The organism is Roseovarius sp. BRH_c41, assembly GCF_000961715.1.
Classification (GTDB): Bacteria; Pseudomonadota; Alphaproteobacteria; order Rhodobacterales; family Rhodobacteraceae; genus Roseovarius.
Genome location: NZ_LADY01000061.1, coordinates 129,280 through 150,668 on the forward strand (window position 1 = coordinate 129,280; position 21,389 = coordinate 150,668).

The following is a 21,389-nucleotide window of genomic DNA, read 5'->3' on the forward strand; positions in this document are numbered from 1 at the left end:
GTTATCAATCCAAATCTGCGAATCAGACCCAAGGCCATCGGCTATTGACGCAAAAATATCTTGATAATGGCTAAATTGACTCACTTAACCCGTCAAAGCGGTGACGCGTTCTCGCTAACATACGTCTGGTTGCGCTAACTTGCGCTTGGTTGCGCTAACTGCATGAAACCGCCCTATTATTTCACATAAGCGTCATGCTAAGAGCCGCCCAGCCGGGCAGATCGCCCGACCGACGCCGCTCGGCGGCGCCTGAAATGACACCGCATTTCCTGCGGGTCTGGCTAACAGGAGCTTGGCATCATGACATTTGGACGGGTCAACCCGCAATTTCGGCTCGAAGATCAAGGCATCTCCGACCTGGGCAATGTCTATTACAACCTGATCGAACCGGCACTGATCGAGGCCGCGCTCACGCATGGCGAGGGCACCCTCGGTCAAGGGGGCGCATTGCTCGTGACCACGGGCAAATTCACCGGCCGGTCGCCCAAGGACAAGCATATCGTCAAGACCGACAGCGTTGCCGACACCATCTGGTGGGAGAATAACGCCGCCATGTCGCCCGAAGGATTTGAGGCGCTCTACGAGGACATGCTGACCTATCTCAAGGGCCGCGATGTCTTTGTTCAGGATTTGATTGGCGGCGCGGACCCCGCGCATTCGATCAATATGCGCATGATCTCGGAACTGGCCTGGCACAGCCTGTTCAACCGCACCATGCTGCGTCGCCCCGAGCGCGAGGCACTCGATGATTTCACCGCCGATTTCACCGTGATTAACTGCCCCGGCTTCAAGGCCGACCCCGTGCGCCACAACTGCCGCTCGGAAACCGTGATTGCAATGAATTTCGACCGCAAGCTGATCCTTGTGGGCAATACCGAATACGCGGGCGAGAACAAGAAATCGGTCTTTTCCCTGCTCAACTACCTGCTGCCGGAAAAAGGCATCATGCCGATGCATTGCTCGGCCAACCACGCGCAGGGCAATCCGGTGGATACGGCCATCTTCTTTGGCCTCTCGGGCACCGGCAAGACCACGCTGTCCGCCGATCCGGATCGTATCCTTTTGGGCGATGACGAACACGGCTGGTCGGATCGCGGCACCTTCAATTTCGAGGGTGGCTGCTATGCCAAGACCGTCAACCTCAGCGCCGAAGCAGAGCCGGAAATCTACGCCACCTGCTCGATGTTCGGCACCATCATCGAAAACATGGTGTTCGATCCCGAGACGCTGGAGCTCGATTTCGAGGATGACAGCCTCACGCCCAACATGCGCTGCGCCTACCCGCTGCACTATATCTCCAACGCCTCGGATACAGCGCTTGGTGGGCATCCCAAGAATGTCATCATGCTGACCTGCGATGCCTTTGGCGTGCTGCCGCCGATTTCGCGGCTGACCCCAGCACAGGCGATGTATCATTTCCTCTCGGGCTTCACCTCCAAAATGGCGGGCACCGAGCGCGGCGTGACTGAGCCGCAGCCGGTGTTCTCCACCTGTTTCGGTGCGCCCTTCATGCCCCGCCGCCCCGAGGTCTATGGCAACCTCCTGCGCGAAAAGATCGCCAAGCACGGTGCAACCTGCTGGCTGGTCAATACCGGCTGGACCGGCGGCGCCTTTGGCACCGGATCGCGGATGCCGATCAAGGCCACCCGCGCGCTCCTGACCGCCGCCCTCGACGGCTCGCTGAACGATGTCGAGTTCCGCAAAGATCCGAATTTCGGCTTTGAGGTGCCCGTGAACGTTCCCGGCGTAGCCGAGGTGCTGCTTGATCCCCGCCGCACATGGGACAATCCAGACGCCTATGATGCCCAAGCCGCCAATCTGGTGCAGATGTTCACGGACAACTTCGCGCAATACCTTCCGTTCATCGACGAGGATGTAAAGGCGGCATCGCTGCGCTGACCCCGCTTAGCACAGGGCCCTCGCCGTCGATGGCGGGGGCTCGACCATCTGCCCATTTGCCGCCGTCAACTGCCCTTTGCCAGCGGCACAATCGCAGGCTCGGTCTCGGGTGCCAATTCTTCGAAATCGAAATTGTCCAGCCGCCGCGCCCGCCGCCCGGCCTTGTCGGCCGAAATCTTGATTTCCGCCACATCCTTGGACGCTTGGCTGAAATGTCGGTCCAGGTTTTCCACCCGCGCCCCCAAACGATCCACATCCGCAAACAAAAGACCCAGCTCCCGCCTGATCGCCCCCGCCTGCTCGCGCATCCGCGCATCCTTGAGGATCGCACGCATGGTGTTGAGCGTGGCCATACAGGTTGTGGGCGACACGATCCACACGCGCGCGGCAAAGCCATCGCGCACCACTTCCGGGAAATTGGCGTGCAACTCGGCATAGACCGCCTCTGAGGGCAGGAACATCAGCGCCCCATCGGCGGTTTCGCCCTCTATAATGTATTTCTCGGAAATATCTTTGATATGCTTGCGCACCGCCGTGCGCATACCCCGCGCCGCCTCGGCCAATTCTCCATCGGTCGTGGCCCGGCGCAGCGCCTCATAGGCCTCCAGCGGGAATTTGCTGTCGATACAGATCGGCCCCGGCGGATTGGGCAGATGAATAAGGCAATCCGCCCGCCGCCCGTTCGAGAGCGTCGCTTGCAACGTGTAGCTGTCCGAAGGCAGCGCCTTGGTCACGATATCCGTGAGCTGAATTTCCCCAAACGCCCCGCGCGTCTGCTTGTTCGACAGAATATCCTGCAACGACAGCACATCACCCGACAGCTTGGTGATATTGTCCTGCGCCTTGTCGATGGCCTGCAACCTCTGCTGCAATTCCCCAAGCGATTGCGCCGTGCGTCGCGAGGTGCCTTGCAGGTTCTCGGTCATCGCATGGCTCACCTGCGCCAGCCGCTTTTCCATCAGTTGCAGCAGATGCGATTGCGCCGCCGCCTGCGCCTCGGACACATGATTGAGCCCGCCTGCCAGTTGATGCTGCCCATCCGACAGCCCCTGCACCCGCTGCCCCAACTGCCCCACCTGATAGGCCAGCGGTTCCGCCAACCGCGCCGACCGATTGGCGGCCCGCAGCGCGAGGATCAGAAGGAGAAGGATCAGAAGCACCACCCCTGCGCCGATCACCACCGCCAGAACAGCCGGATCGTCAAAAGCATAAGACTGATCACCGATCTGAATCATGTGCGCCCGAACAGCCGTTCAATATCCGACAGCCGCAACTCCACATAGGTGGGCCGCCCGTGGTTGCACTGCCCCGACATCGGTGTGCGCTCCATCTCGCGCAAAAGCGCGTTCATTTCCTCGGCGCTCATCCGGCGGCCAGACCTGACAGAGCCATGACAGGCCACCCGGCTCAGGATCGCGTCGATCCGCAATTTCAGCGTGCCGCTTGCGCCCTGATCCTGCAACTCGTCAAGAATATCGCGCAAGAGCGCACCCGCGTTGACCGGCCCCAGAATGGCCGGGGTTTCACGCACCGCGAGGCTCCCCGGCCCAAATGGCTCGATCCCGAGCCCCAGCCCAGCCAACGCCTCGGCATGCTCCATCAACAGCGCGCAATCGGCCTCGGACAAATCAACAATCTCAGGGATCAAGAGCGCCTGCGCTGCAACCCCGCTCTCCGCCATTTGACGTTTCAGCCGCTCATACACCAGCCGCTCATGGGCGGCGTGCTGATCGACGATCACCATGCCGGTTTCGGTCTGGGCGATGATGTAATTCTCATGCACCTGCGCCCGAGCGGCCCCAAGCGGCAGCGCCGTGGCAGGTGGTTCCTCCACCTGCGGTTCGGGCGCACTCTCAACCCGCGCACTCCAATCCTCGGCCATATCGGCAAATCCGGGCGCCTGCGCGCTGTAGGCCAGGGCCCGCGCCTGAGGCGACGGGCGATCCATCTGATAGATGCGCCCCACCGGCTCTGCCCGGAACGCGCCCAAGGTCGCCCCCGCCACCGTGGTGGACGCCCGATGCCCCGCCTCCGCCAAGGCATGCCGCAGGCCCGACACGATCAGCCCCCGCGCCAGCCCCGGATCGCGAAACCGCACCTCGGATTTCGCCGGATGCACATTCACATCGACCAGCGTGGGATCACAGTCCAGAAACAGCGCCACCGCAGGATGCCGGTCCCGGCTCAAAACGTCCTGATAGGCGGCGCGCAACGCGCCATAGAGCATCTTGTCCCGCACCGGGCGGCCATTGACAAAGAGATACTGCGCCACGGCTGATCCCCGCGAATAGGTGGGCAGCGCGGCATAGCCGGTCATCCTCACGCCCTCACGCGTCGCATCAATCCTCAGCGCATTCTCGGCAAATTCCGCCCCCAGCACCCGCGCCAACCGCCCGTGCAGCGCATCAAACAAATCGCCGCTCTCAGGGTCCGCGCGAAACACGATCCGCCCCTCGCCCCCGCCCGACACATCGCGCAGCACAAAGCCGACAAACGGCTCGGCCATCGCCAGCCGCTTGACCGTATCGGCAATCGCCTGCGCCTCGGCCCGGTCTGTGCGCATGAACTTGAGCCGCGCCGGCGTGGCATAGAAAAGGTCGCGCAGCGTCACCACAGTGCCCGCATTCAGCGCGGCAGGTTTCACCGCGCCCGCCTGCCCGCCAGCAACCGTAATCTCCGCGGCCGCGTCGCCCGCGCGTGACGCAATCGTCAACCGCCCGACCGCCCCAAGCGACGGCAACGCCTCGCCGCGAAACCCAAAGGTATGGATATTCAGCAGGTCCGATCCGTCAATCTTCGACGTCGCATGCCGCGCCAAGGCGAGCGGCAGTTGATCCGGCGCCATGCCACAGCCATCATCCATCACCCGGATCAATGTCTTGCCACCATCCGCAAAACCCACTTCGATCCGGGTGGCCCCGGCATCAAGCGCGTTCTCCACCAATTCCTTGACCGCCGAGGCGGGCCGCTCCACCACCTCACCGGCGGCAATGCGATTGACCGCAGCCTCGTCCAATTGACGTATTTGCGGCTGAGCGGCGCGTATATTGGGGTTTGGGCTGTTCATACCGCTAGACTTAGCACAGATCGCCGCGATTCTGCCAGAGACGCGATATCGGTCACCGCACAATAAAAAGCCCGGGCGCGAACGCCCGGGCAAGCTCTCTCAAGATCTGTCAGGAAGAAGAAGGATCAGCTCTTGGAGAATTCAGGATAGGCTTCCATGCCCATCTCCGCCATGTCGAGCCCGTTGATCTCGGTCTCTTCATCGACCCGCAGACCCATCGTGCCCTTGATGATCAGCCAGACCACGAAGCTGATGACAAAGGTGAAGGCACCGTAGGCAAAGATCCCCAGAAGCTGTGTGCTGATGCTGGCATCGCCGTAGAACACGACAGCGATTGTGCCCCAGATCCCGCAAAACAGGTGAACCGGGATCGCGCCGACGACATCGTCGATCTTGAACTTGTCGAGCATCGGCACGGCAAGCACTACGATCACACCGCCAACCGCGCCGATCCAGAGCGCACCGAACAGGCTGGGCGCAAGTGGCTCAGCGGTGATCGACACAAGGCCAGCCAAGGCACCGTTGAGAACCATGGTGAGGTCAGGCTTCTTGTAGAGAACCTGGGTCATGATCAGCGCAGCGATCGAACCCGCCGCCGCCGCCATATTGGTGTTGGCAAAGATCCGCGACACGTCCGAGACATCGCCGACGGTGCCCATGGCAAGCTGCGAGCCACCGTTAAAGCCGAACCAACCCAGCCACAGGATGAACGTGCCTAGAGTGGCCAGCGCGAGATTCGAGCCCGGCATTGGCGTGACCTTGCCATCCTTGCCATATTTGCCAAGACGCGGCCCCAGAATGATCGCCCCCGCCAGAGCGGCCCAGCCACCCACGGAATGCACGATGGTCGACCCTGCAAAGTCAGAGAATCCCGCCTCGGACAACCAGCCGCCGCCCCACTGCCAGGACCCGGAAATCGGATACATAAAGCCAGTCAGAACGATGACAAAGGCAAGAAACGGCCAGAGTTTGATCCGCTCGGCCAGAGCGCCCGACACGATCGAGGCGGTGGCCGCGACAAACACCAACTGGAAGAAGAAGTCAGACCCGATCGAGGCATAATCCAGCGCCGCATCCGCCGCCGCAACACCCACCGGGTCAAGCTCTGTCATGGAAAAGAATGGTCCGACCCAACCGGCCATCAGCCAGCCGTCACCGGGATACATGAGGTTGAAGCCAACCAGCCAATACATGATCGTCGCAAAGGAATAGAGAACGATATTCTTGGTCATCTGCATCGTGACGTTCTTGGAGCGCACCAGCCCGCCTTCGAGCATGGCAAAGCCCGCCGCCATGAAGAAGACCAGAAAGCCCGCCATGCAGAACAGCAGCGTCGTCATGATGTAGGGGCCGATTTCATCAAAGCTCGGCGCAGCCTCCGCTGCGTCCTGAGCCAGCCCCATCTGCGGCAACGCGATCAGCGTTGCGGCAAGGCCGAGTTTTAACATGGAATTCATGGTAAGTATCCTTTCCCCTGCGCGCTCAGAGCGCGTCATCATTGGTTTCGCCGGTGCGCACACGCACGGCTTGCTGGATGTCGAGCACGAAAATCTTGCCGTCACCGATCTTGCCGGTGCGCGCGGTCTTGGTGATGGTCTCGACCACCTGATCGGCCATCCCGGCAGAAACCGCGATTTCCAGTTTTATTTTTGGCACGAAGTTCACGGCGTATTCCGCACCGCGATAGATTTCCGTGTGGCCGGACTGCGAGCCGAAGCCCTTGATCTCGGTCACCATCATGCCGCGCACGCCGATATCGGTCAGCGCCTCGCGGACCTCTTCAAGCTTGAACGGCTTTATCGTTGCAATGATGAGTTTCACGTCTGCCCCTTTCGGTTTGCGGTGTCTCAGCGCGTTGTTTGCACATGCAGAAAAGGCACAGATGGCAGAGTCTGGAAGGGTGAAGGCGGGAAATCGCCTGTTAAATCACCCCTGCATGCTCAAAATATGTGCATATAAATTAGTAAGCCTAAAATTTATGCAAACTAGAAATCACGATCTGTGCTCAGCAGGTCTCTACTTTTGCGATCCCGCACTATAAACTGTGCCAAAGACACAAGGCCGAGCAGGGCAAGCATGAGCACGTCAGGACCGAGAAAACCGCCTTTGGTGGCCCCCAAGCGCACGCGCAAGGAGCCACCCAAAGCCGCGCGCAGAACCAAAACCAAGACCAAGCGCACGTCGCGCCGCCCTCGCGCGCGCAGCCGCAATCCCATCGTGCGAGTCCTCGGAGGGATCATCCGCTGGGTTCTGCGCCTGATTTGGGGAATCGGTTGGCGACTGACCGCCGTCGTGGCTCTCGTTGTGGCGACATTCGTGGGTTACACCTACATGACCCTGCCCGATTATCAGACCCTGATGGACGGGCGCGCCAAAGGCTCCGTCACCCTGCTGGACAGCGCGAGCGAGGTCTTTGCCTGGCGCGGCGATCAATTCGGGGGCGTCGTCACCGCCGAGACCATCAGCCCGCATCTCAAGAACGCGGTCATCGCCACCGAGGATCGCCGCTTTTACCTGCATCCCGGCGTTGACCCCATCGGTATCGCCAGCGCCATTCGCATCAATCTCAGCGAGGGGCGCGGCCCGTTGTCGGGCAACGGTGGCTCGACCATCACGCAGCAAACCGCAAAACTCTTGTGCTTCGGCACCGCCTATAAAGAGAGCGAATGGGAGAGCGAGGCGGATTATATCTCCGACTGTCGCCGCACATCGCTGGCACGCAAGGCGCGCGAGGCGATCTATGCCATGGCGATGGAGGCGAAATACTCAAAGGACCAGATCCTTTCGGTCTATCTCAACCGCGCCTATCTGGGCGGCGGCGCTTACGGCGCCGAGGCGGCGGCGCAGCGCTATTTCGGCAAATCCTCGGCCAATCTCAACCCCGCCGAGGGGGCGATGATTGCGGGCCTCCTGACCGCACCCTCCACGCTCGCTCCCACCGCCAATCTGGAACGCTCGCGCAACCGCGCCTCGGTCGTGGTCGGGCTGATGCGTCGTCAGGGCTATCTCAACGATCAAGAGGCCGCGCTGGCCCTCGCCAATCCCGCAGAACTCTCCGAGGCGGCAGAGCGGCAGGCAGGCGGCTACTTTGCCGATTGGGTGATGTCCTCGGGACCAGAGTTCTTCACCCGTGACACCACCGAAGATGTGATCATCCGCACCACGCTTGATCAACGCGTGCAACGCGCCGCAGAGGACGCGCTGACCTATATCTTTGACGAAAAGGTCCGGGACGGCTCCAAGGCGCAGGCCGCTATCGTTGTCATGTCCGCCGATGGCGCGGTGCGGGCCATGGTCGGCGGGCGCAAGTCAAAGGTCATCGGCGCCTTCAACCGCGCCACACAGGCCAAACGCCAGACCGGATCAGCCTTCAAACCTTTCGTCTATGCCACGGCATTGGAACTGGGCAATTCCTACGATTCCGTCGTGGTGGACGAACCCTATTGCCTCAACATCCCCGGCTCTGGCCGTTGGTGCCCGGAAAATTACACCCGCAACTACAAGGGCCGCGTCACCCTCACAGAGGCCCTCGCGCAATCCCTCAACATCCCCGCAGTCAAAATCTCCGAGAGCGTCGGGCGCGACCTCGTGCGCAAGGTTGCCAGCGATTTCGGGATCGACAGCGATCTGGCCGCTGGTCCCGCCCTGGCCCTCGGTGCCTCCGAGAGCACGCTTCTGGAAATGACCGGCGCTTATGCGGGCATCCTGAACGGCGGCTCTTCCGTGACGCCCTACGGTCTGATCGAATTGAAGCTGCTGGGCGAAGACACGCCGCTGATGGGCACCGGCGGCGGTATCGGCGAGCGCGTCATTCAGGAAAGCGCGGCGCAGGAACTCATCTATATGATGACGAAAGTGATCGACGGTGGCACCGGCAGCCGCGCCCGCTTGCCCGACCGTGAGGCCGCAGGCAAAACCGGCACGACACAGGCCGCCCGCGATGCGTGGTTTCTGGGCTTTACCGCCGATTACGTCGCCGGCGTCTGGATGGGCTATGACGACAACACCCCCCTCAGCGGTGTGACAGGCGGCGGTCTCCCGGCGGAAATATGGCAGGAAACCATGGTGCGCGTGCATGAAGGGATTGATCCCAAACCCCTGCCCATGCTGCGCCCCAAACCGCGCCCAGCCCCGGTGCAACCGGCCCCACAGCAGCGTCGGGCCCCCCAGCGCAGCAACAACCCGATTGAAAACATCCTGCGGGGGCTCTTCGGCGGCAATTGAAAACGGCGCCCGGAGAGGGGCGCCGTTCACGATAGAACCGAACAGGTAAAACCCTTACCCGGCTTGTTTGAGATCCGCGATCAGGGCGTTCACGTCACCATTGCGACGATCCAGCATCGCCCCGATTTCGGTGCGTTCGCTCAGGCGCAGGCTGATCCCCTCGATGATCATATCAAAGAACAGATCCTTGCCCGACCGGTCCGACACCAGAAAACTCACCTCGAACGGCGATTGTCCGCGCAGATAGGCGGTGGATTTGACCTCGTGCCAGGATTTCACCTGCTTGACCGAGTTCACTTCGATTCGGCCACCGACGAATTCATTGAACCGCTTGCCGTACTTCCGCGCGATGTAGCCACGGAACGCCTCGGTAAAGGCACGCAATTGCGCCGACGACACCCGATTGGCATCCGCACCCAGCGTCGAGCGCGCAATGATGTTCACATCAGCATAGGTGTTGAAGATGCGTTCAAAGTCCGAGATCATCCCCGACAGCGGCTTGCCTGAGGCGATTACACTGTTGATATTGCTCACAACAGCATCCACAAGCGTGCGCGCACGTGCATCGTCAAGTGCCCAGACAGCGCCGGGGAATGAGGCAAGGCCAGTCACAGCCAGACCTGCAGTGACAAAGTGGCGACGGTTCATGTTATTCAGCATAGGGATCCTCCAACGTGACGGATGGCTCAGATGTGCCGTAGGGGTCATCATAGACATTATCAGATGTACCGCCCAGCTTGAACCGCCGGTTTTGCAGGAAGATCGAGCGTGACTGCGCGTAACTGTCAGCACTCTCATAGAGGATCGCATCAATCGTCTCGGTGAACCTATCGCGCTTGGACAGCCCTGCGGCCACCCCGGCCCCTGTGCCGATCAGGCTCTCGGGGGCTTCGACGATATAGCTGAGCGGATTGGTAAAGAGATCAACGGCAATGCCCCAGGTGTCCCGTTCAGTCGACGGGCCCAAGAGCGGCAGCTCCACATAGGCCCCCTCGCGCGCGCCCCAGACATGCAGGGTCTGACCGAAATCGGTATTTGTGCCCGCAGGCATCCCCATCTCGCTCGCCGGATCAAAGAATCCCCCAAGGCCAAAGGTGGTGTTGACCACCAGCCGCGCGGTATCGTGAATTGCGCCCCGCATATTGAGCTGTAGCACATTGTTCACGATGTCGCTCGGCAAGGACAGATTCGTTGAAAACCGCCCAATGATGGTTTCAATATCGTCGGGAATAGCGGCACTATAGCCCTTGGCCACCGGGCGAACCAGGGATCTGTCCAGACCACGGTTGAACTGATGCACCCCCCGGTTCTGCGACTCGTAGGGATCGAACACCCCTTGTGTGGTCTCCGACGGATCAGGTCTCGCGCAGGCGGCCATCAAGGAAAGACCCACCAACGCGGTGACGCGCAGTGCAGGTCCGGAAGCGGAATTGAAACGTGACAGCAACAATGGAATATCCGTTATTATACGAGTCAGAGATTTACATAAACCATAGCTTGAACAAACCCATCATCCCAACGCCCATGTTCACAATGCTGTGGCAGAATGGTGACAGAGCCTGTATGGCAGGATCAGAAACGCTTTGGATCAACAGAACACTTAAACGATGACGGCAGGACATTCGATTGGATAAGTTGAAATTAGAAGCAGGTCGCGAAGAATTGCGCATGGCTCGGCGCGAAAGTCGTGGTCTCTACTGGTTCGTGGGCATTTTCAGTTTTTTCGTGAATCTGCTGATGCTGACCGGACCCATCTACATGTTGCAGGTCTATGACCGCGTCCTGAGCAGCCGCTCTCTCGAAACACTGATCGCGCTCTCGGTTCTTGTGCTGTTTCTCTACACGATGATGGGATTGCTTGATTATGCCCGTGGTCGGGTCATGGGTCGGGTTGGCGCGCGGTTTCAGGCCCGCCTCGATCGGCGCGTGTTCGACGCGGTGATTCGCAAATCCGCGGTGCAGCCCGATGCCAATACCGCCACCGGCCTGCGCGACCTCGAATCCATCCAGCGTCTGATGACCTCGCCCGTGTTGCTGGCGATTTTCGACATGCCATGGGCTCCGTTCTTTCTGGCTGCGATCTGGGTGTTTCACCCTTGGCTCGGCATCCTTGCGCTGGTCGGGGGCGCGGGTCTGGTCTTGGTGACGATGATCAATCAGGTGGTGACCCGCCGCCCCACCGGACAGGCCAATACCGCAAGCGTCGAGGCCGAGGCGATTTCGCAGCAATTGCGCAACGAATCCGAGATGATACAAGCCATGGGCATGCGCGACGCCGCCTTTGACCGCTGGCAGGCCGTGCGCGGCCGGGCTCTCTCGACAGCCATTCAATCCGCGGATATCGGTGGCAGCTTTACCACGTCGACCAAGGCGCTGCGCCTGCTGCTGCAATCGGCGATGCTCGGTCTTGGGGCATGGCTCGTGCTGCGCGGAGAATTGACACCCGGCGCCATGATCGCAGGCTCGATCCTGATGGGGCGTGCGCTCGCCCCCATCGAGCAGGCCATCGGCCAATGGGCTCTGGTCCAACGCGCGATGAAAGGCTGGGACAGTCTCGCGGAACTCCTGGGCACCGTGGCACCTGAACAGCCCCGCACCCCCCTGCCCCGCCCGAAGGCGCGGCTTGAGGTGCAGCAACTGACCATGGTTCCCCCCGGCGAGAGCCTGGCCGTGCTGAAAACCCTGACGTTCAAGGTGGAACCCGGTCAGGCCGTCGGCGTGATCGGCCAGTCCGGCGCGGGCAAATCCACCCTGGCCCGCGCCATCACCGGCGTCTGGCGGCCTGCTGGCGGCAAGATCCGGCTCGAGGGTGCCACGCTTGACCAATATTCGCCGACCGTGCTTGGCCAATTGATTGGCTATCTGCCGCAGCGCGTGCAGCTCTTTGATGGCACCATAGCCGAGAATATCGCCCGGCTCGCCACCCAACCCGATGCCGCCAAAATCGTCGAGGCGGCGCGCAAGGCCGACGCCCATGAGATGATCCTCAAACTGCCCAATGGCTATGACACCCGCGTCAGCGCCAGCGGCGGACGGCTCTCGGGCGGGCAAATGCAGCGCATCGGCCTTGCCCGTGCGATGTATGGCGATCCCATGATCCTCGTTCTGGACGAGCCGAATTCCAATCTCGACAATGAGGGCAGCGAGGCGGTCAATGCCGCAATCCGCGGCTTCAAGGCCGAGGGCAAGGCAGTGATCGTCGTCGCTCACCGCCCCGCCGCAATCAAGGAATGCGACATGCTTCTGATGCTCGAAGGTGGTGTCATGCGCGCCTTTGGCCCTCGCGAAAAGGTCCTCAAGGAAGTGCTCCAGAACCATGAACAACTGACCAGTGCGACCAGTGCCGGAGGTGTGCAATGAGCGCCCCCGCCTCCGGTGCATGGTCCGCCCGCACACCGCTGATCATCGGGCTGATCGGGCTTATTCTTCTCGTGGGAGGATTCGGCACTTGGGCGGTCTTCACCCAGATTTCCGGCGCGATCATCGCACCGGGTCGCATCGAGGTCGATCAGAATCGTCAAGTCGTCCAGCATCCCGACGGCGGCGTGGTCTCCGCCATCGAGGTCAAGGAAGGCGACCGCGTCAGCGCCGGTCAGGTGCTCGTTCGCCTTGACCCCACCGACCTGCAATCCGAACTCTCGATCATCGAAAACCAGCTCGCCGAACTCATGGCCCGCCGAGGCCGTCTCGAGGCAGAGCGGGATGGGCGCGACACGCTCAAATTCGATCCGTTGCTGATCGAAATCTCTGCCCAGAACAGTGACGCCGACGATCTCATGGCCGGGCAAAAGACCCTCTTCGAGGCGCGCGCCCAGACCGTCGCAGCCGAGATTGACCAATTGCACAAACGCCGTAGCCAAATCACAAATCAGATCGACGGCATCGACGCGCAGCAAGTGGCGCTCTCACGTCAACTCGACCTGATCGAACTCGAGTTGACCGACCAGCAATCACTCTTGGATCGTGGCCTCGCACAGGCCAGTCGCGTCCTCAACCTGCAACGCGAACAGGCGCGGCTCAGCGGCACGATGGGCGATCTTGCCGCACAAAGAGCCGAGGCAGAGGGCCGCATCACCGAAATTGAGATCACCATCCTCAAACTCGGCACCGACCGGCGCGAAGAAGCGATCACCACCCTGCGCGATCTGCAATTCCGCGAGTTGGAATTGCGCGAACAGCGCCGCGCCCTGATCGAACAAATGGGACGGCTCGACATCCCGTCCCCGGTTTCGGGCGTGGTCTACAACCTTCAGGTCTTTGCCCTGCGCTCTGTGATCCGACCGGCTGATCCGGTCCTTTTCGTCGTGCCACAGGACCGCCCTTTGGTGATCAACGCCCGCGTGGACAGCATCCATGTCGACAAACTCTTTGTCGGGCAGGAAGTGACCCTGCGCTTCTCAGCACTCGATCAACGCACCACGCCAGAACTTTTCGGGCGTGTCACCCAGATTTCCGCCGATGCCTTCGAGGACGAGGCGACGCGCGCCAGCTATTACCGCGCTGAAATCGTGCTGAGCGAAGGCGAACAGGCCCGTCTGCCCGAGGGCACCGCCCTCATTCCCGGCATGCCAGTCGAGGCGTTTATCCGCACCGCCGACCGCACCCCCATCGCCTATCTGGTCAAGCCATTCACCGACTATCTGGCTAAGGCGTTTCGAGAGTAGAAGCGGCGTTGTGACGGAAGGGTTTGGCCTGAAGCGGACGTTGGACCTGTGCGATGAGCCGCGCGGTCGCTGGGCCGGGGACTAGCGATGCAACGGCGGCAACTGCCCCTTAATGCAAGCAACCTCCGTATGACTTCAAAGAGATGCACTACATCTCAAAATCGCTAGGCCGTCACGCCGAAGGCGTGCCGAGAAAAAGCGGCGCACCTTCGGTGCGACGGACGGCCCAGCGATCGCGCGGCGCCCTTCGGGCTTGATTCCGCGCGTAAGCGCTTGGGACCAATGTCCCCTTCAGGCCCAAAAGTCCCCCTCACCCCGCCCCGCCAAAACGAAACCCGCCGCGCAATTCAGACAGAGTCAGGATTTTCGATTTCCTTCCCCGCGCTCTGCGGCTAGCGTCGCCGCGACACATCCACAAGGGAGACAGAGAGATGAGCCAGTTCGAGAAGAAACTTGCCGAAATGGGCGTGACCCTGCCCAAAGCCCCGGCCCCTGCCGCAAATTACGTACCCTATGTTCTGGCGGGCGACATGCTCTTTGTCTCAGGCCAGATCGCCAAGGACGGCGACACTCTGCTGACCGGCAAACTCGGCGCTGATCTCGATATCCCCGCCGGGGCCGCGGCTGCCCGCGCCTGCGCGATTGCGCTTCTGGCTCAGGTCAAGGCGGCCTGCGGTGGCGATCTCGACCGCCTGGTGCGCGTCGTGAAACTCACCGGTTTCGTCAATTCCACCGCCGACTTCACCCAGCAGCCCGCCGTCATCAACGGGGCGTCCGATCTCATCGGCGAGGCGTTGGGAGAGACGGGTAAACACGCCCGCGCCGCTGTGTCCGCCCCGTCGCTGCCCTTTGGCGTCGCGGTGGAAATTGACGGGATATTCCAGATCAAATGAACGTCCTCCCCGACGCGTTCCGTCGCCTCCCTCTCGCCCATCGCGGGCTGCATGATCTGACCCAAGGCCGCCCCGAGAATTCCCGCGCAGGCCTCACGGCGGCCATCGCCGCAGGCTACGGGATCGAGATCGACCTGCAACTCAGTCGCGACAATCAGGCGATGGTGTTTCACGACTACGACCTTGGCCGCCTCACCGCTGCCAAAGGCCCCATTCGCCAACGCGACGCCGCTGATCTGGCGCAGATTGCGCTCTTGGGCGGCGACGAGGGCATTCCCGATCTGCCCGAAATCCTCAGCCTTGTCGCGGGTCGCGTGCCGCTGCTGATTGAACTCAAGGATCAGCACGGCCAGATGGGCGAGAGCTGCGGCACGCTCGAGGCCGCGACCGCCGCGGCCCTCACCCATTATGACGGTCCCGTCGCCGTCATGTCTTTCAACCCGCATATGGTGGCGCGGATGCTCTCGCTCGCCCCGGACGTTCCGCGCGGCATCGTCACCTGCGCCTATACGGCCAAAGATTGGCCGCTCCTGCCCGAGGCCGTCCGCACCCACCTGCGCGACATTCCCGATTATGACGCCACCCGCGCCTGCTTTGTCAGCCATGACATCGCCGATCTGGACAGAGCCCGCCTTGACGCTCTGCGCTCTGACGGCGCGACACTCCTTTGCTGGACCGTCCGCAGCCCGCAAGCCGAGGCAAAAGCCCGCAAACGTGCAGACAATATCACCTTTGAGCGCTACCTGCCGGATTTCCCCGCTTGAACCGCCTCCCGCGCAGTCCAGATAACCCAGCGGGCAATGGCAATCGGGGCAAGGGCAGTCACCGCAGATGACGAACGATCAAATCACCATCACCCTGCACAATCGCCTGTCCGACATTGGGCAGGCCGCATGGGACGCCTGCGCCTGCCCCGAGGCCGCAACCGGCAGGCCAGAGGATCCCTTCACCACCTATCGCTTTCTCGCGGCGTTGGAGGACAGTCACTCGGTCGGCACCGGCAGCGGGTGGCAACCCCATTACCTGAGCGCCGAACAGAACGGCCAAATCATCGCCTGCGCGCCGCTTTACCTGAAATCCCACTCTCAGGGCGAATATATCTTCGATCACAACTGGGCGCATGCCTACGAGCGCGCGGGCGGGCGCTACTATCCGAAGTTCCAGATCGCCGTGCCCTTCACCCCGGCCACAGGCCGCCGCCTGCTCACCCGTCCCGGATATGAGGATATAGGCCGGGCCGCGCTGATCGAGGGCGCGGTCGATGTGGCGACACGCAATGCGCTCTCCTCGCTGCACATCACCTTTTGCACCGGGCAAGAGGTCGAGACAGGTGCCGCCCATGGTCTCATGCCCCGCCGCACCCAGCAATATCACTGGCTCAATCGCGATTACGCCGATTTTGACAGCTTTCTCGCGGATCTGTCCTCTCGCAAACGCAAGGCGATCCGCAAGGAACGCTCCCGCGCCGCAGAGTTCGGCGGCGAGATCGTGACCCTTACCGGCGATCAGATCCAGCCCGAACACTGGGATGCGGTCTGGACCTTTTATCAGGATACCGGCGCGCGCAAATGGGGCACGCCCTATCTGACCCGCGCCTTTTTCAACCAGGCCCATGACACCCTGCGCGACGATATCCTGCTTGTCCTCGCCCTGCGCGACGGACAGCCCGTGGCTGGCGCCCTGAACTTCATCGGCGCATCGGCGCTTTATGGCCGCTACTGGGGCTGCATCGAGGATCACCCCTGCCTGCATTTTGAACTCTGTTATTACAAGGCGATCGAATTCGCCATTGAACAGGGCCTGCAAAGGGTAGAGGCTGGGGCACAAGGTGAACACAAACTGGCGCGCGGCTATCTGCCAGTGGCCACACATTCGCTGCACTGGCTGCGCGATCCGGGCTTTGCCGAGGCGGTCGCGCAGTATCTCAAGGCCGAACGTGCCGCCGTCGACGAGGATATCGACATCCTCACCAGCTATGGGCCCTTCCGCAAGACGACACAGGAGGATCACGAATGACCGAAAAACTCAGCGACACCGCCCGCAAGACCACCCTGGAGCCCTTGCTCGGGAATGGCTGGGCCATGACCGAGGGCCGCGACGCGATCCACAAAACCTATAAGTTTGGCGATTTTGTCGAGGCCATGGGCTTTATGACCCGCGCCGCCCTCTGGGCAGAGAAATGGAATCACCATCCCGAATGGTTCAATGTCTACAACCGGGTCGAGGTGACGCTCACCACCCATGATGTGAGCGGTCTCAGCAGCTTGGACGTGAAACTCGCCCGCAAATTCGATGGGTTGGCGGCGCAGACCTAAAACGAAAACGCCCCGGCACTTGGCCGGGGCGGATCACTTCGTGGTCCAGACAGGCCCCACTGCCCCGATCTCAATGCTTGCGCAACTTCCGGATTGCCTCCAGTTCCGAGGCACTGATCCCGGTATTGCGTGTGATGGCATCGGGCTTTTGCCCAAACCGCGCCATGTCGATGGCCTGCTCGATCATACGGTCACTCACCAGCCAGTCGAAATCACGGCGCATCTCGTCCATGCGATCCGCGATGCTGACCAAGGACGCCTCTTCTCCCAGCCCAAGCCGGGTCCCCAAACGTCGGGCGATATGCTCGATCTCAGCCTCGCTCAGCCGCAGCACCTGGCCGCTCAAATGCGCCACCATCCGCGCCATCCGGAGCGACACGGCAAGCAAGAGCGGCAGCGCGATCATGCAAAGCACCGTCAGCGCGTAGAGGGTAATCTCAAAATTAGTCATGTCTGCCCTCGTCTCAGCGCATCATCGCGCTGTAATCCTGAAAAATACTGTCGGCGATGCGCTTGGCATCCACCGGATAGTTGCCATTGGCGACCGCGTCCTTGATCCGCGAGACGCGTTCGGCATCAAACGGCGGGCCTTGGTCGACCATGCGCTCGATCACTCCGATCGAGGCAGACGTGCTGAGCTTGACGGAATCCACGGAACTCACAGGCTGATGCGCTCGCGTGCCGCTGGCACCGCCCGGCGCGCTCTCGGTCGAAACCGGCATCAGCCGCGGTCGCGCGGCGTGGGAAGAGTTGACTGAATCGACCATTGGATCTCTCCGGTGGGACGCCATCAGGGCGCGGTTCTTATAGTCAAGAACGGCGGGGGTTCAGCGGATGTTAGGCCGAACTGTCACTTTGTTGCGCCCCGTCACCGTCACATGCACCACGTCACCGCTCCCGGCATTGGTCACACGGATTGCCTGCCCCACCTGTCCGGCCTCAAGCGCGACACCGGCCGCCTCGATCCGAATGCCGCCCATAGCCGTGACAATGGTCACGGGACCGCCCTCCTCCACCTGCCAGTCATGCTCCAGATGCCGCACCAAGAGAGGTTGCCCGCCACCCAGATTGCTCTTGAGGCGGCGACCGATCGCCGTTTCAGCGGCCTCCACCAGATCACCCTGACCCTTTGTGGCGATCTCGGCCTCGCGCAGATGCTCTGCCCGCAACACTGTGCCGCGTGGCAGGCTCTCGGCCAGCACCAGCGCGGCCCGCTGCTCCCTGGCGCCAGAGGCACCCGGTAAACGCGGCGCGGCCTCGCCACCCTCAATGCGGATCACGCGCGTCCAACCGCCCGGCCCGTCACAGCTCAGGCTCACCGCCTGCCAGCCACCCTGATGCGGTGCAATCTTTGGCGCAACCGGACAGGGGGGATAGGCGCGATGCGCCGACAGCACCGGCCGCCCCCCCTGCCCAGCCGCCGTCAGCGCCTGCTCGACAAGCACCCGAACCTCGCGCCCGTCCAAGGCCATAGCCGCCATCGGCACGAGACACGCCACAGCCAACCCAAATCCGATCCGGATCATAGGCCCGCCTCGACGAAATAGACCCGCAAACCATTGAAACTCGCCAGCGCGCGGCTTGGGTCCAGCGGACGCAGCGTGGTCCGGCTCTTGTCCAGCGCAACCACTTCCAAGAGACCAAAGCCATCATTAGGATCATCCACAAACGCAAGGCTGGCCCGCGTCAGGCCATGACGCCGCCCCAGCGGCACGCTCAGCCCGTCAGACCCGAGTGCCAGACGCGCCTCGGCGGGCTGACAGACCAGACCATCGAGCATCGCGCGCACCTCCTGCAACACGCCAGCGGTGAGATCCGCCTCGGCACTGCTGCGGTTCTGCCCCGAAACAAGACCCGCGACCCCACCGCGCGGCACCGCCGCCTGACGCTCAATCCGGCGTCGCACACCATTGCCATCCGGCCCGATCACCGCCACCTCCAGCGCCAGACGCAGCGTCTTGCCCTGTCGCTCCACAGTGATGCTCTGGTTCATCCGATGATCCCCCGCAGCAGGCAGCGATTGACCGCGCGTGAGCGTGTTATAATCCAGCGCCGCCGCCACAGGTGCCGTGGACATCGGCGCGATCCGCTCCAGATCCGTGTCGGGATGCGCGCGCAGCAGCTCCATCAGATCGCGCGCCAATCCCTCCGCCAAGGGCTCAGCCCAGGCCGAGGCCTCAGGCGTCACCCGGATTTGCGGCCGCGTTGCGCTGACTGTCATGCGCCGGCGCGACGCACAGGCCCCGACCGGCATCGGCCCGACCTCCGCCGAGACCCGCACTACCCATTGCCCGTCCTGAAGGGCCGCAGATAGAATCCGATGCGTCAGGATGCGGCCCGTCGGGCGCAAGATCGTCAGATCGGCCGTGATCCGGCCCTTGTCCATGGCGGTATGTCCCTTCAGACTTGCGCCCCCTGCGAGGGCCGCCGAGACCAGCGCCTCGCCAATCGCGCGGCGACGGGCGGCATCCTGATCAGCGGCAGAGGCGACATAGGCCCGCCCCTCCGCCTCGACCCAAAGTGTCGCGTCCTTCGCCTCTGCCGCCGTACAGAACACGGCTCCCAACAGGACCAGAAACCAGAACTGCAAACGTGTCACATGCCCCCACATGGCTCAGCCTCGCTGACCCACGGCGCGCAGGATATAGCTGACCGTATCGGGATCGAGCGCCATCACCACTTCAAAGGAATCGTCGCCTTTGGGCGTGATCCGCAGCGTGCGCGCGCCCCGGATTTCACCGGCCACCAGCCCGCGCACGGTATCGCTGCGCAACACCTGATCGCGTAACGTGCTCTCGGAACTGATCTGGAGACCGTGAATCTGCTCGGTCAGATCGCGCATCGCCTCCAGCCGCGCGGCACGGATCGCCATCAGGCGGCGCTCGTTGATCGACGTGCCCGGCTGGGTCGAGACCTGCGACAGGCCCAGCCCGGTGAATTGCACCGCTCGGGGTGCCGTGCCTGCGGCGCTGACCGGCGCACCTGACAGATCGTCCTTGAGTTGCGCCACCGCTTGGGTGCGCGCACTGGCATCGTCCGGCAGGGCATCGACCGCGCGCGAGGGGGCCATGCAGGCCCCAAGCGGCAACAGTGCCAGCGGCAACAGAATGGAACAGAGCATCTTGGGCGACATGGGGAACCTCTTTCGACAGGGCCGGACGGGCCGGGTTTTCATCCCTTTGCGTGCAAGGCTCGTGCCACCCCTGAAACCACCTGTCTCGCGCCCGCTCTAACCGCGCGATTTGGCACGCGATTTGCACCGATCCCTGCGATGCGACGCAACACAAGGATCACCCAATGGCCACGCTGAGCCGTGCCTCACACCGCCCGAATTTCGGGGCTGGCCTGCTGCCCGTGGGGATTCTCGCCATCGTGGCGATGATGGTGCTGCCGCTGCCCTTGGCACTTCTGGATATCTTCTTTGTTTTCAACATCCTGCTCTCGCTCTTGGTGCTGATGGTCTCGCTCTACAGCTACCGCCCACTGGATTTCTCGTCCTTTCCCTCGGTCCTTTTGATCGCCACCGTGTTCCGCCTCGCGCTCAACGTGGCCTCGACCCGTATCGTTCTGACCTCCGGGCACGAGGGCAGCGGGGCTGCGGGCAAGGTGATCGAAGCCTTTGGCAATTTCGTGATCGCAGGCAATTTCGCCGTTGGTCTGGTGGTCTTTGTCATTCTCGTGATCATCAACCTCATGGTCATCACCAAGGGGGCTGGCCGCGTGTCCGAGGTTTCGGCCCGCTTCACGCTCGACGCCATGCCTGGCAAACAGATGGCCATCGACGCCGATCTGAACGCGGGCCTCCTGACGCCTGAACAGGCCCGCGCCCGCCGCGCCGAAGTCGGCGAAGAGGCCGATTTCTACGGTGCGATGGACGGTGCCTCTAAATTCGTCAAGGGCGATGCGGTCGCCGGTATCCTGATCCTCGCCGCCAATATTCTGGGCGGCATCGTCATTGGCACGTCGCAACACGGGCTCTCCCTCGGGCAGGCGGCGGAAACCTATGTGCTTTTGTCCATCGGGGACGGCCTTGTGGCTCAGATCCCCTCGCTCTTGCTCTCCATCGCCACGGCTGTGATCGTCACCCGCGTGGCCTCGACGCAGGACATGGCGGGCCATATCGGCACCCAGATCGGCATGCACCGGGCATGGCTGCCAGTGGCGGCGGTCATGGCCATCATGGGTCTCATTCCCGGCATGCCCAACCTGCTCTTCATCGTGGCAGCTCTCGCAGCGGGCGGCGTGGCCTGGGTCACTCGCCATCAGCGCGCCCCCGGCGAGACCGCCGCACCCGCTCCCGCACTGGGCGCACCGCCCCGGCGTGCCG

20 protein-coding genes are annotated in these 21,389 nt (G+C 62.3%); 9 read left to right on the top strand and 11 right to left on the bottom strand.

The genetic code is table 11. From position 1 onward, the window contains the following. Positions 1-300 precede the first annotated feature (300 nt). Positions 301-1,899 carry a phosphoenolpyruvate carboxykinase gene (locus tag VR71_RS19795; RefSeq protein ID WP_045686250.1) on the top strand — a complete coding sequence of 533 codons (1,599 nt, stop codon included), beginning with the start codon at positions 301-303 and terminating at the stop codon, positions 1,897-1,899. A gap of 65 nt (positions 1,900-1,964) precedes the next feature. On the opposite strand, the gene VR71_RS19800 is transcribed toward VR71_RS19795, so the two are convergent. From VR71_RS19800 to VR71_RS19815, 4 genes are all read right to left on the bottom strand, one after another. After that, positions 1,965-3,134, bottom strand: coding sequence for a DNA recombination protein RmuC (locus VR71_RS19800; RefSeq protein ID WP_045686251.1), 1,170 nt, complete (start codon positions 3,132-3,134; stop codon positions 1,965-1,967). Then, the gene (mutL, locus tag VR71_RS19805) at positions 3,131-4,966 is read right to left on the bottom strand and encodes a DNA mismatch repair endonuclease MutL (protein WP_045686252.1); all 1,836 of its coding nucleotides are present in this window, start codon (positions 4,964-4,966) and stop codon (positions 3,131-3,133) included. Before mutL ends, VR71_RS19800 begins: the two co-directional genes overlap by 4 nt. Positions 4,967-5,091: 125 nt before the next feature. Further along, positions 5,092-6,423 (bottom strand): ammonium transporter, encoded by a 1,332-nt coding sequence (locus tag VR71_RS19810; protein ID WP_045686253.1) that lies wholly within the window; start codon positions 6,421-6,423, stop codon positions 5,092-5,094. 25 nt (positions 6,424-6,448) lie between these two features. After that, complete coding sequence (locus VR71_RS19815) at positions 6,449-6,787, bottom strand: P-II family nitrogen regulator (RefSeq protein WP_009815676.1); 339 nt, start codon at positions 6,785-6,787, stop codon at positions 6,449-6,451. A 255-nt stretch (positions 6,788-7,042) separates the two neighbouring features. Between VR71_RS19815 and VR71_RS19820 the strand changes: the two genes are divergently transcribed. Beyond that, a complete protein-coding gene (locus VR71_RS19820; protein WP_040650266.1) occupies positions 7,043-9,190 on the top strand; it encodes a transglycosylase domain-containing protein in 2,148 nt (715 codons plus the stop codon). 54 nt (positions 9,191-9,244) lie between these two features. Here the strand turns inward: VR71_RS19820 and VR71_RS19825 are convergent, their stop codons facing one another. Continuing rightward, the gene (locus VR71_RS19825; RefSeq protein WP_296430645.1) at positions 9,245-9,850 is read right to left on the bottom strand and encodes a phospholipid-binding protein MlaC; all 606 of its coding nucleotides are present in this window, start codon (positions 9,848-9,850) and stop codon (positions 9,245-9,247) included. Beyond that, positions 9,840-10,640 (bottom strand): VacJ family lipoprotein, encoded by an 801-nt coding sequence (locus VR71_RS19830; RefSeq protein WP_296430646.1) that lies wholly within the window; start codon positions 10,638-10,640, stop codon positions 9,840-9,842. Before VR71_RS19830 ends, VR71_RS19825 begins: the two co-directional genes overlap by 11 nt. Positions 10,641-10,858: 218 nt before the next feature. Here VR71_RS19830 and VR71_RS19835 point away from each other — a divergent pair, with 218 nt between their 5' ends. From VR71_RS19835 to VR71_RS19860, 6 genes are all read left to right on the top strand, one after another. Next, positions 10,859-12,550, top strand: coding sequence for a type I secretion system permease/ATPase (locus tag VR71_RS19835; protein WP_045686254.1), 1,692 nt, complete (start codon positions 10,859-10,861; stop codon positions 12,548-12,550). Continuing rightward, positions 12,547-13,854, top strand: coding sequence for an HlyD family type I secretion periplasmic adaptor subunit (locus VR71_RS19840; protein ID WP_045686255.1), 1,308 nt, complete (start codon positions 12,547-12,549; stop codon positions 13,852-13,854). Before VR71_RS19835 ends, VR71_RS19840 begins: the two co-directional genes overlap by 4 nt. Positions 13,855-14,285: 431 nt before the next feature. Further along, on the top strand, positions 14,286-14,747 hold the full coding sequence (locus VR71_RS19845; protein WP_045686256.1) for a RidA family protein: 462 nt from the start codon (positions 14,286-14,288) through the stop codon (positions 14,745-14,747). Next, complete coding sequence (locus VR71_RS19850; protein WP_045686257.1) at positions 14,744-15,511, top strand: glycerophosphodiester phosphodiesterase family protein; 768 nt, start codon at positions 14,744-14,746, stop codon at positions 15,509-15,511. The genes VR71_RS19845 and VR71_RS19850 overlap by 4 nt, the downstream gene beginning before the upstream one ends. 67 nt (positions 15,512-15,578) lie before the next feature. Continuing rightward, entirely contained in the window at positions 15,579-16,763 is a 1,185-nt protein-coding gene (locus VR71_RS19855) for a GNAT family N-acetyltransferase (RefSeq protein ID WP_045686258.1), read from the top strand. Then, the gene (locus VR71_RS19860) at positions 16,760-17,062 is read left to right on the top strand and encodes a 4a-hydroxytetrahydrobiopterin dehydratase (protein ID WP_009815686.1); all 303 of its coding nucleotides are present in this window, start codon (positions 16,760-16,762) and stop codon (positions 17,060-17,062) included. Before VR71_RS19855 ends, VR71_RS19860 begins: the two co-directional genes overlap by 4 nt. A 70-nt stretch (positions 17,063-17,132) precedes the next feature. On the opposite strand, the gene VR71_RS19865 is transcribed toward VR71_RS19860, so the two are convergent. From VR71_RS19865 to VR71_RS19885, 5 genes are read right to left on the bottom strand one after another with little or no spacing between them, the layout of a single operon-like run. Further along, positions 17,133-17,513 (bottom strand): hypothetical protein, encoded by a 381-nt coding sequence (locus tag VR71_RS19865; protein ID WP_009815687.1) that lies wholly within the window; start codon positions 17,511-17,513, stop codon positions 17,133-17,135. Between the two features lie 13 nt (positions 17,514-17,526). Further along, positions 17,527-17,829, bottom strand: a complete 303-nt coding sequence (gene flgM, locus VR71_RS19870; protein WP_009815688.1) for a flagellar biosynthesis anti-sigma factor FlgM — start codon at positions 17,827-17,829, stop codon at positions 17,527-17,529. Positions 17,830-17,889: 60 nt separating this feature from the next. Further along, a complete protein-coding gene (flgA, locus tag VR71_RS19875; protein ID WP_045686259.1) occupies positions 17,890-18,588 on the bottom strand; it encodes a flagellar basal body P-ring formation chaperone FlgA in 699 nt (232 codons plus the stop codon). Next, positions 18,585-19,661 (bottom strand): flagellar assembly protein T N-terminal domain-containing protein, encoded by a 1,077-nt coding sequence (locus VR71_RS19880; protein ID WP_296430648.1) that lies wholly within the window; start codon positions 19,659-19,661, stop codon positions 18,585-18,587. Before VR71_RS19880 ends, flgA begins: the two co-directional genes overlap by 4 nt. Before the next feature lie 15 nt (positions 19,662-19,676). Next, positions 19,677-20,195 carry an LPP20 family lipoprotein gene (locus tag VR71_RS19885; protein ID WP_045686261.1) on the bottom strand — a complete coding sequence of 173 codons (519 nt, stop codon included), beginning with the start codon at positions 20,193-20,195 and terminating at the stop codon, positions 19,677-19,679. Positions 20,196-20,359: 164 nt separating this feature from the next. On the opposite strand from VR71_RS19885, the gene VR71_RS19890 reads away from it, so the two are divergent. Further along, the coding region (locus tag VR71_RS19890) for an FHIPEP family type III secretion protein (RefSeq protein WP_045686262.1) at positions 20,360-21,389 on the top strand (1,030 nt) is incomplete at its 3' end.

What these genes read in the sequence shown, in the direction of transcription:
- VR71_RS19795 (WP_045686250.1), top strand. Translation starts at nt 301, where the DNA reads ATGACATTTGGACGGGTCAACCCGCAATTTCGGCTCGAAGATCAAGGC.
- VR71_RS19800 (WP_045686251.1), bottom strand. Translation starts at nt 3,134, where the DNA reads ATGATTCAGATCGGTGATCAGTCTTATGCTTTTGACGATCCGGCTGTT.
- mutL (WP_045686252.1), bottom strand. Translation starts at nt 4,966, where the DNA reads ATGAACAGCCCAAACCCCAATATACGCGCCGCTCAGCCGCAAATACGT.
- VR71_RS19810 (WP_045686253.1), bottom strand. Translation starts at nt 6,423, where the DNA reads ATGAATTCCATGTTAAAACTCGGCCTTGCCGCAACGCTGATCGCGTTG.
- VR71_RS19820 (WP_040650266.1), top strand. Translation starts at nt 7,043, where the DNA reads ATGAGCACGTCAGGACCGAGAAAACCGCCTTTGGTGGCCCCCAAGCGC.
- VR71_RS19825 (WP_296430645.1), bottom strand. Translation starts at nt 9,850, where the DNA reads ATGCTGAATAACATGAACCGTCGCCACTTTGTCACTGCAGGTCTGGCT.
- VR71_RS19835 (WP_045686254.1), top strand. Translation starts at nt 10,859, where the DNA reads ATGGCTCGGCGCGAAAGTCGTGGTCTCTACTGGTTCGTGGGCATTTTC.
- VR71_RS19840 (WP_045686255.1), top strand. Translation starts at nt 12,547, where the DNA reads ATGAGCGCCCCCGCCTCCGGTGCATGGTCCGCCCGCACACCGCTGATC.
- VR71_RS19845 (WP_045686256.1), top strand. Translation starts at nt 14,286, where the DNA reads ATGAGCCAGTTCGAGAAGAAACTTGCCGAAATGGGCGTGACCCTGCCC.
- VR71_RS19850 (WP_045686257.1), top strand. Translation starts at nt 14,744, where the DNA reads ATGAACGTCCTCCCCGACGCGTTCCGTCGCCTCCCTCTCGCCCATCGC.
- VR71_RS19855 (WP_045686258.1), top strand. Translation starts at nt 15,579, where the DNA reads ATGACGAACGATCAAATCACCATCACCCTGCACAATCGCCTGTCCGAC.
- VR71_RS19860 (WP_009815686.1), top strand. Translation starts at nt 16,760, where the DNA reads ATGACCGAAAAACTCAGCGACACCGCCCGCAAGACCACCCTGGAGCCC.
- VR71_RS19865 (WP_009815687.1), bottom strand. Translation starts at nt 17,513, where the DNA reads ATGACTAATTTTGAGATTACCCTCTACGCGCTGACGGTGCTTTGCATG.
- flgM (WP_009815688.1), bottom strand. Translation starts at nt 17,829, where the DNA reads ATGGTCGATTCAGTCAACTCTTCCCACGCCGCGCGACCGCGGCTGATG.
- flgA (WP_045686259.1), bottom strand. Translation starts at nt 18,588, where the DNA reads ATGATCCGGATCGGATTTGGGTTGGCTGTGGCGTGTCTCGTGCCGATG.
- VR71_RS19885 (WP_045686261.1), bottom strand. Translation starts at nt 20,195, where the DNA reads ATGTCGCCCAAGATGCTCTGTTCCATTCTGTTGCCGCTGGCACTGTTG.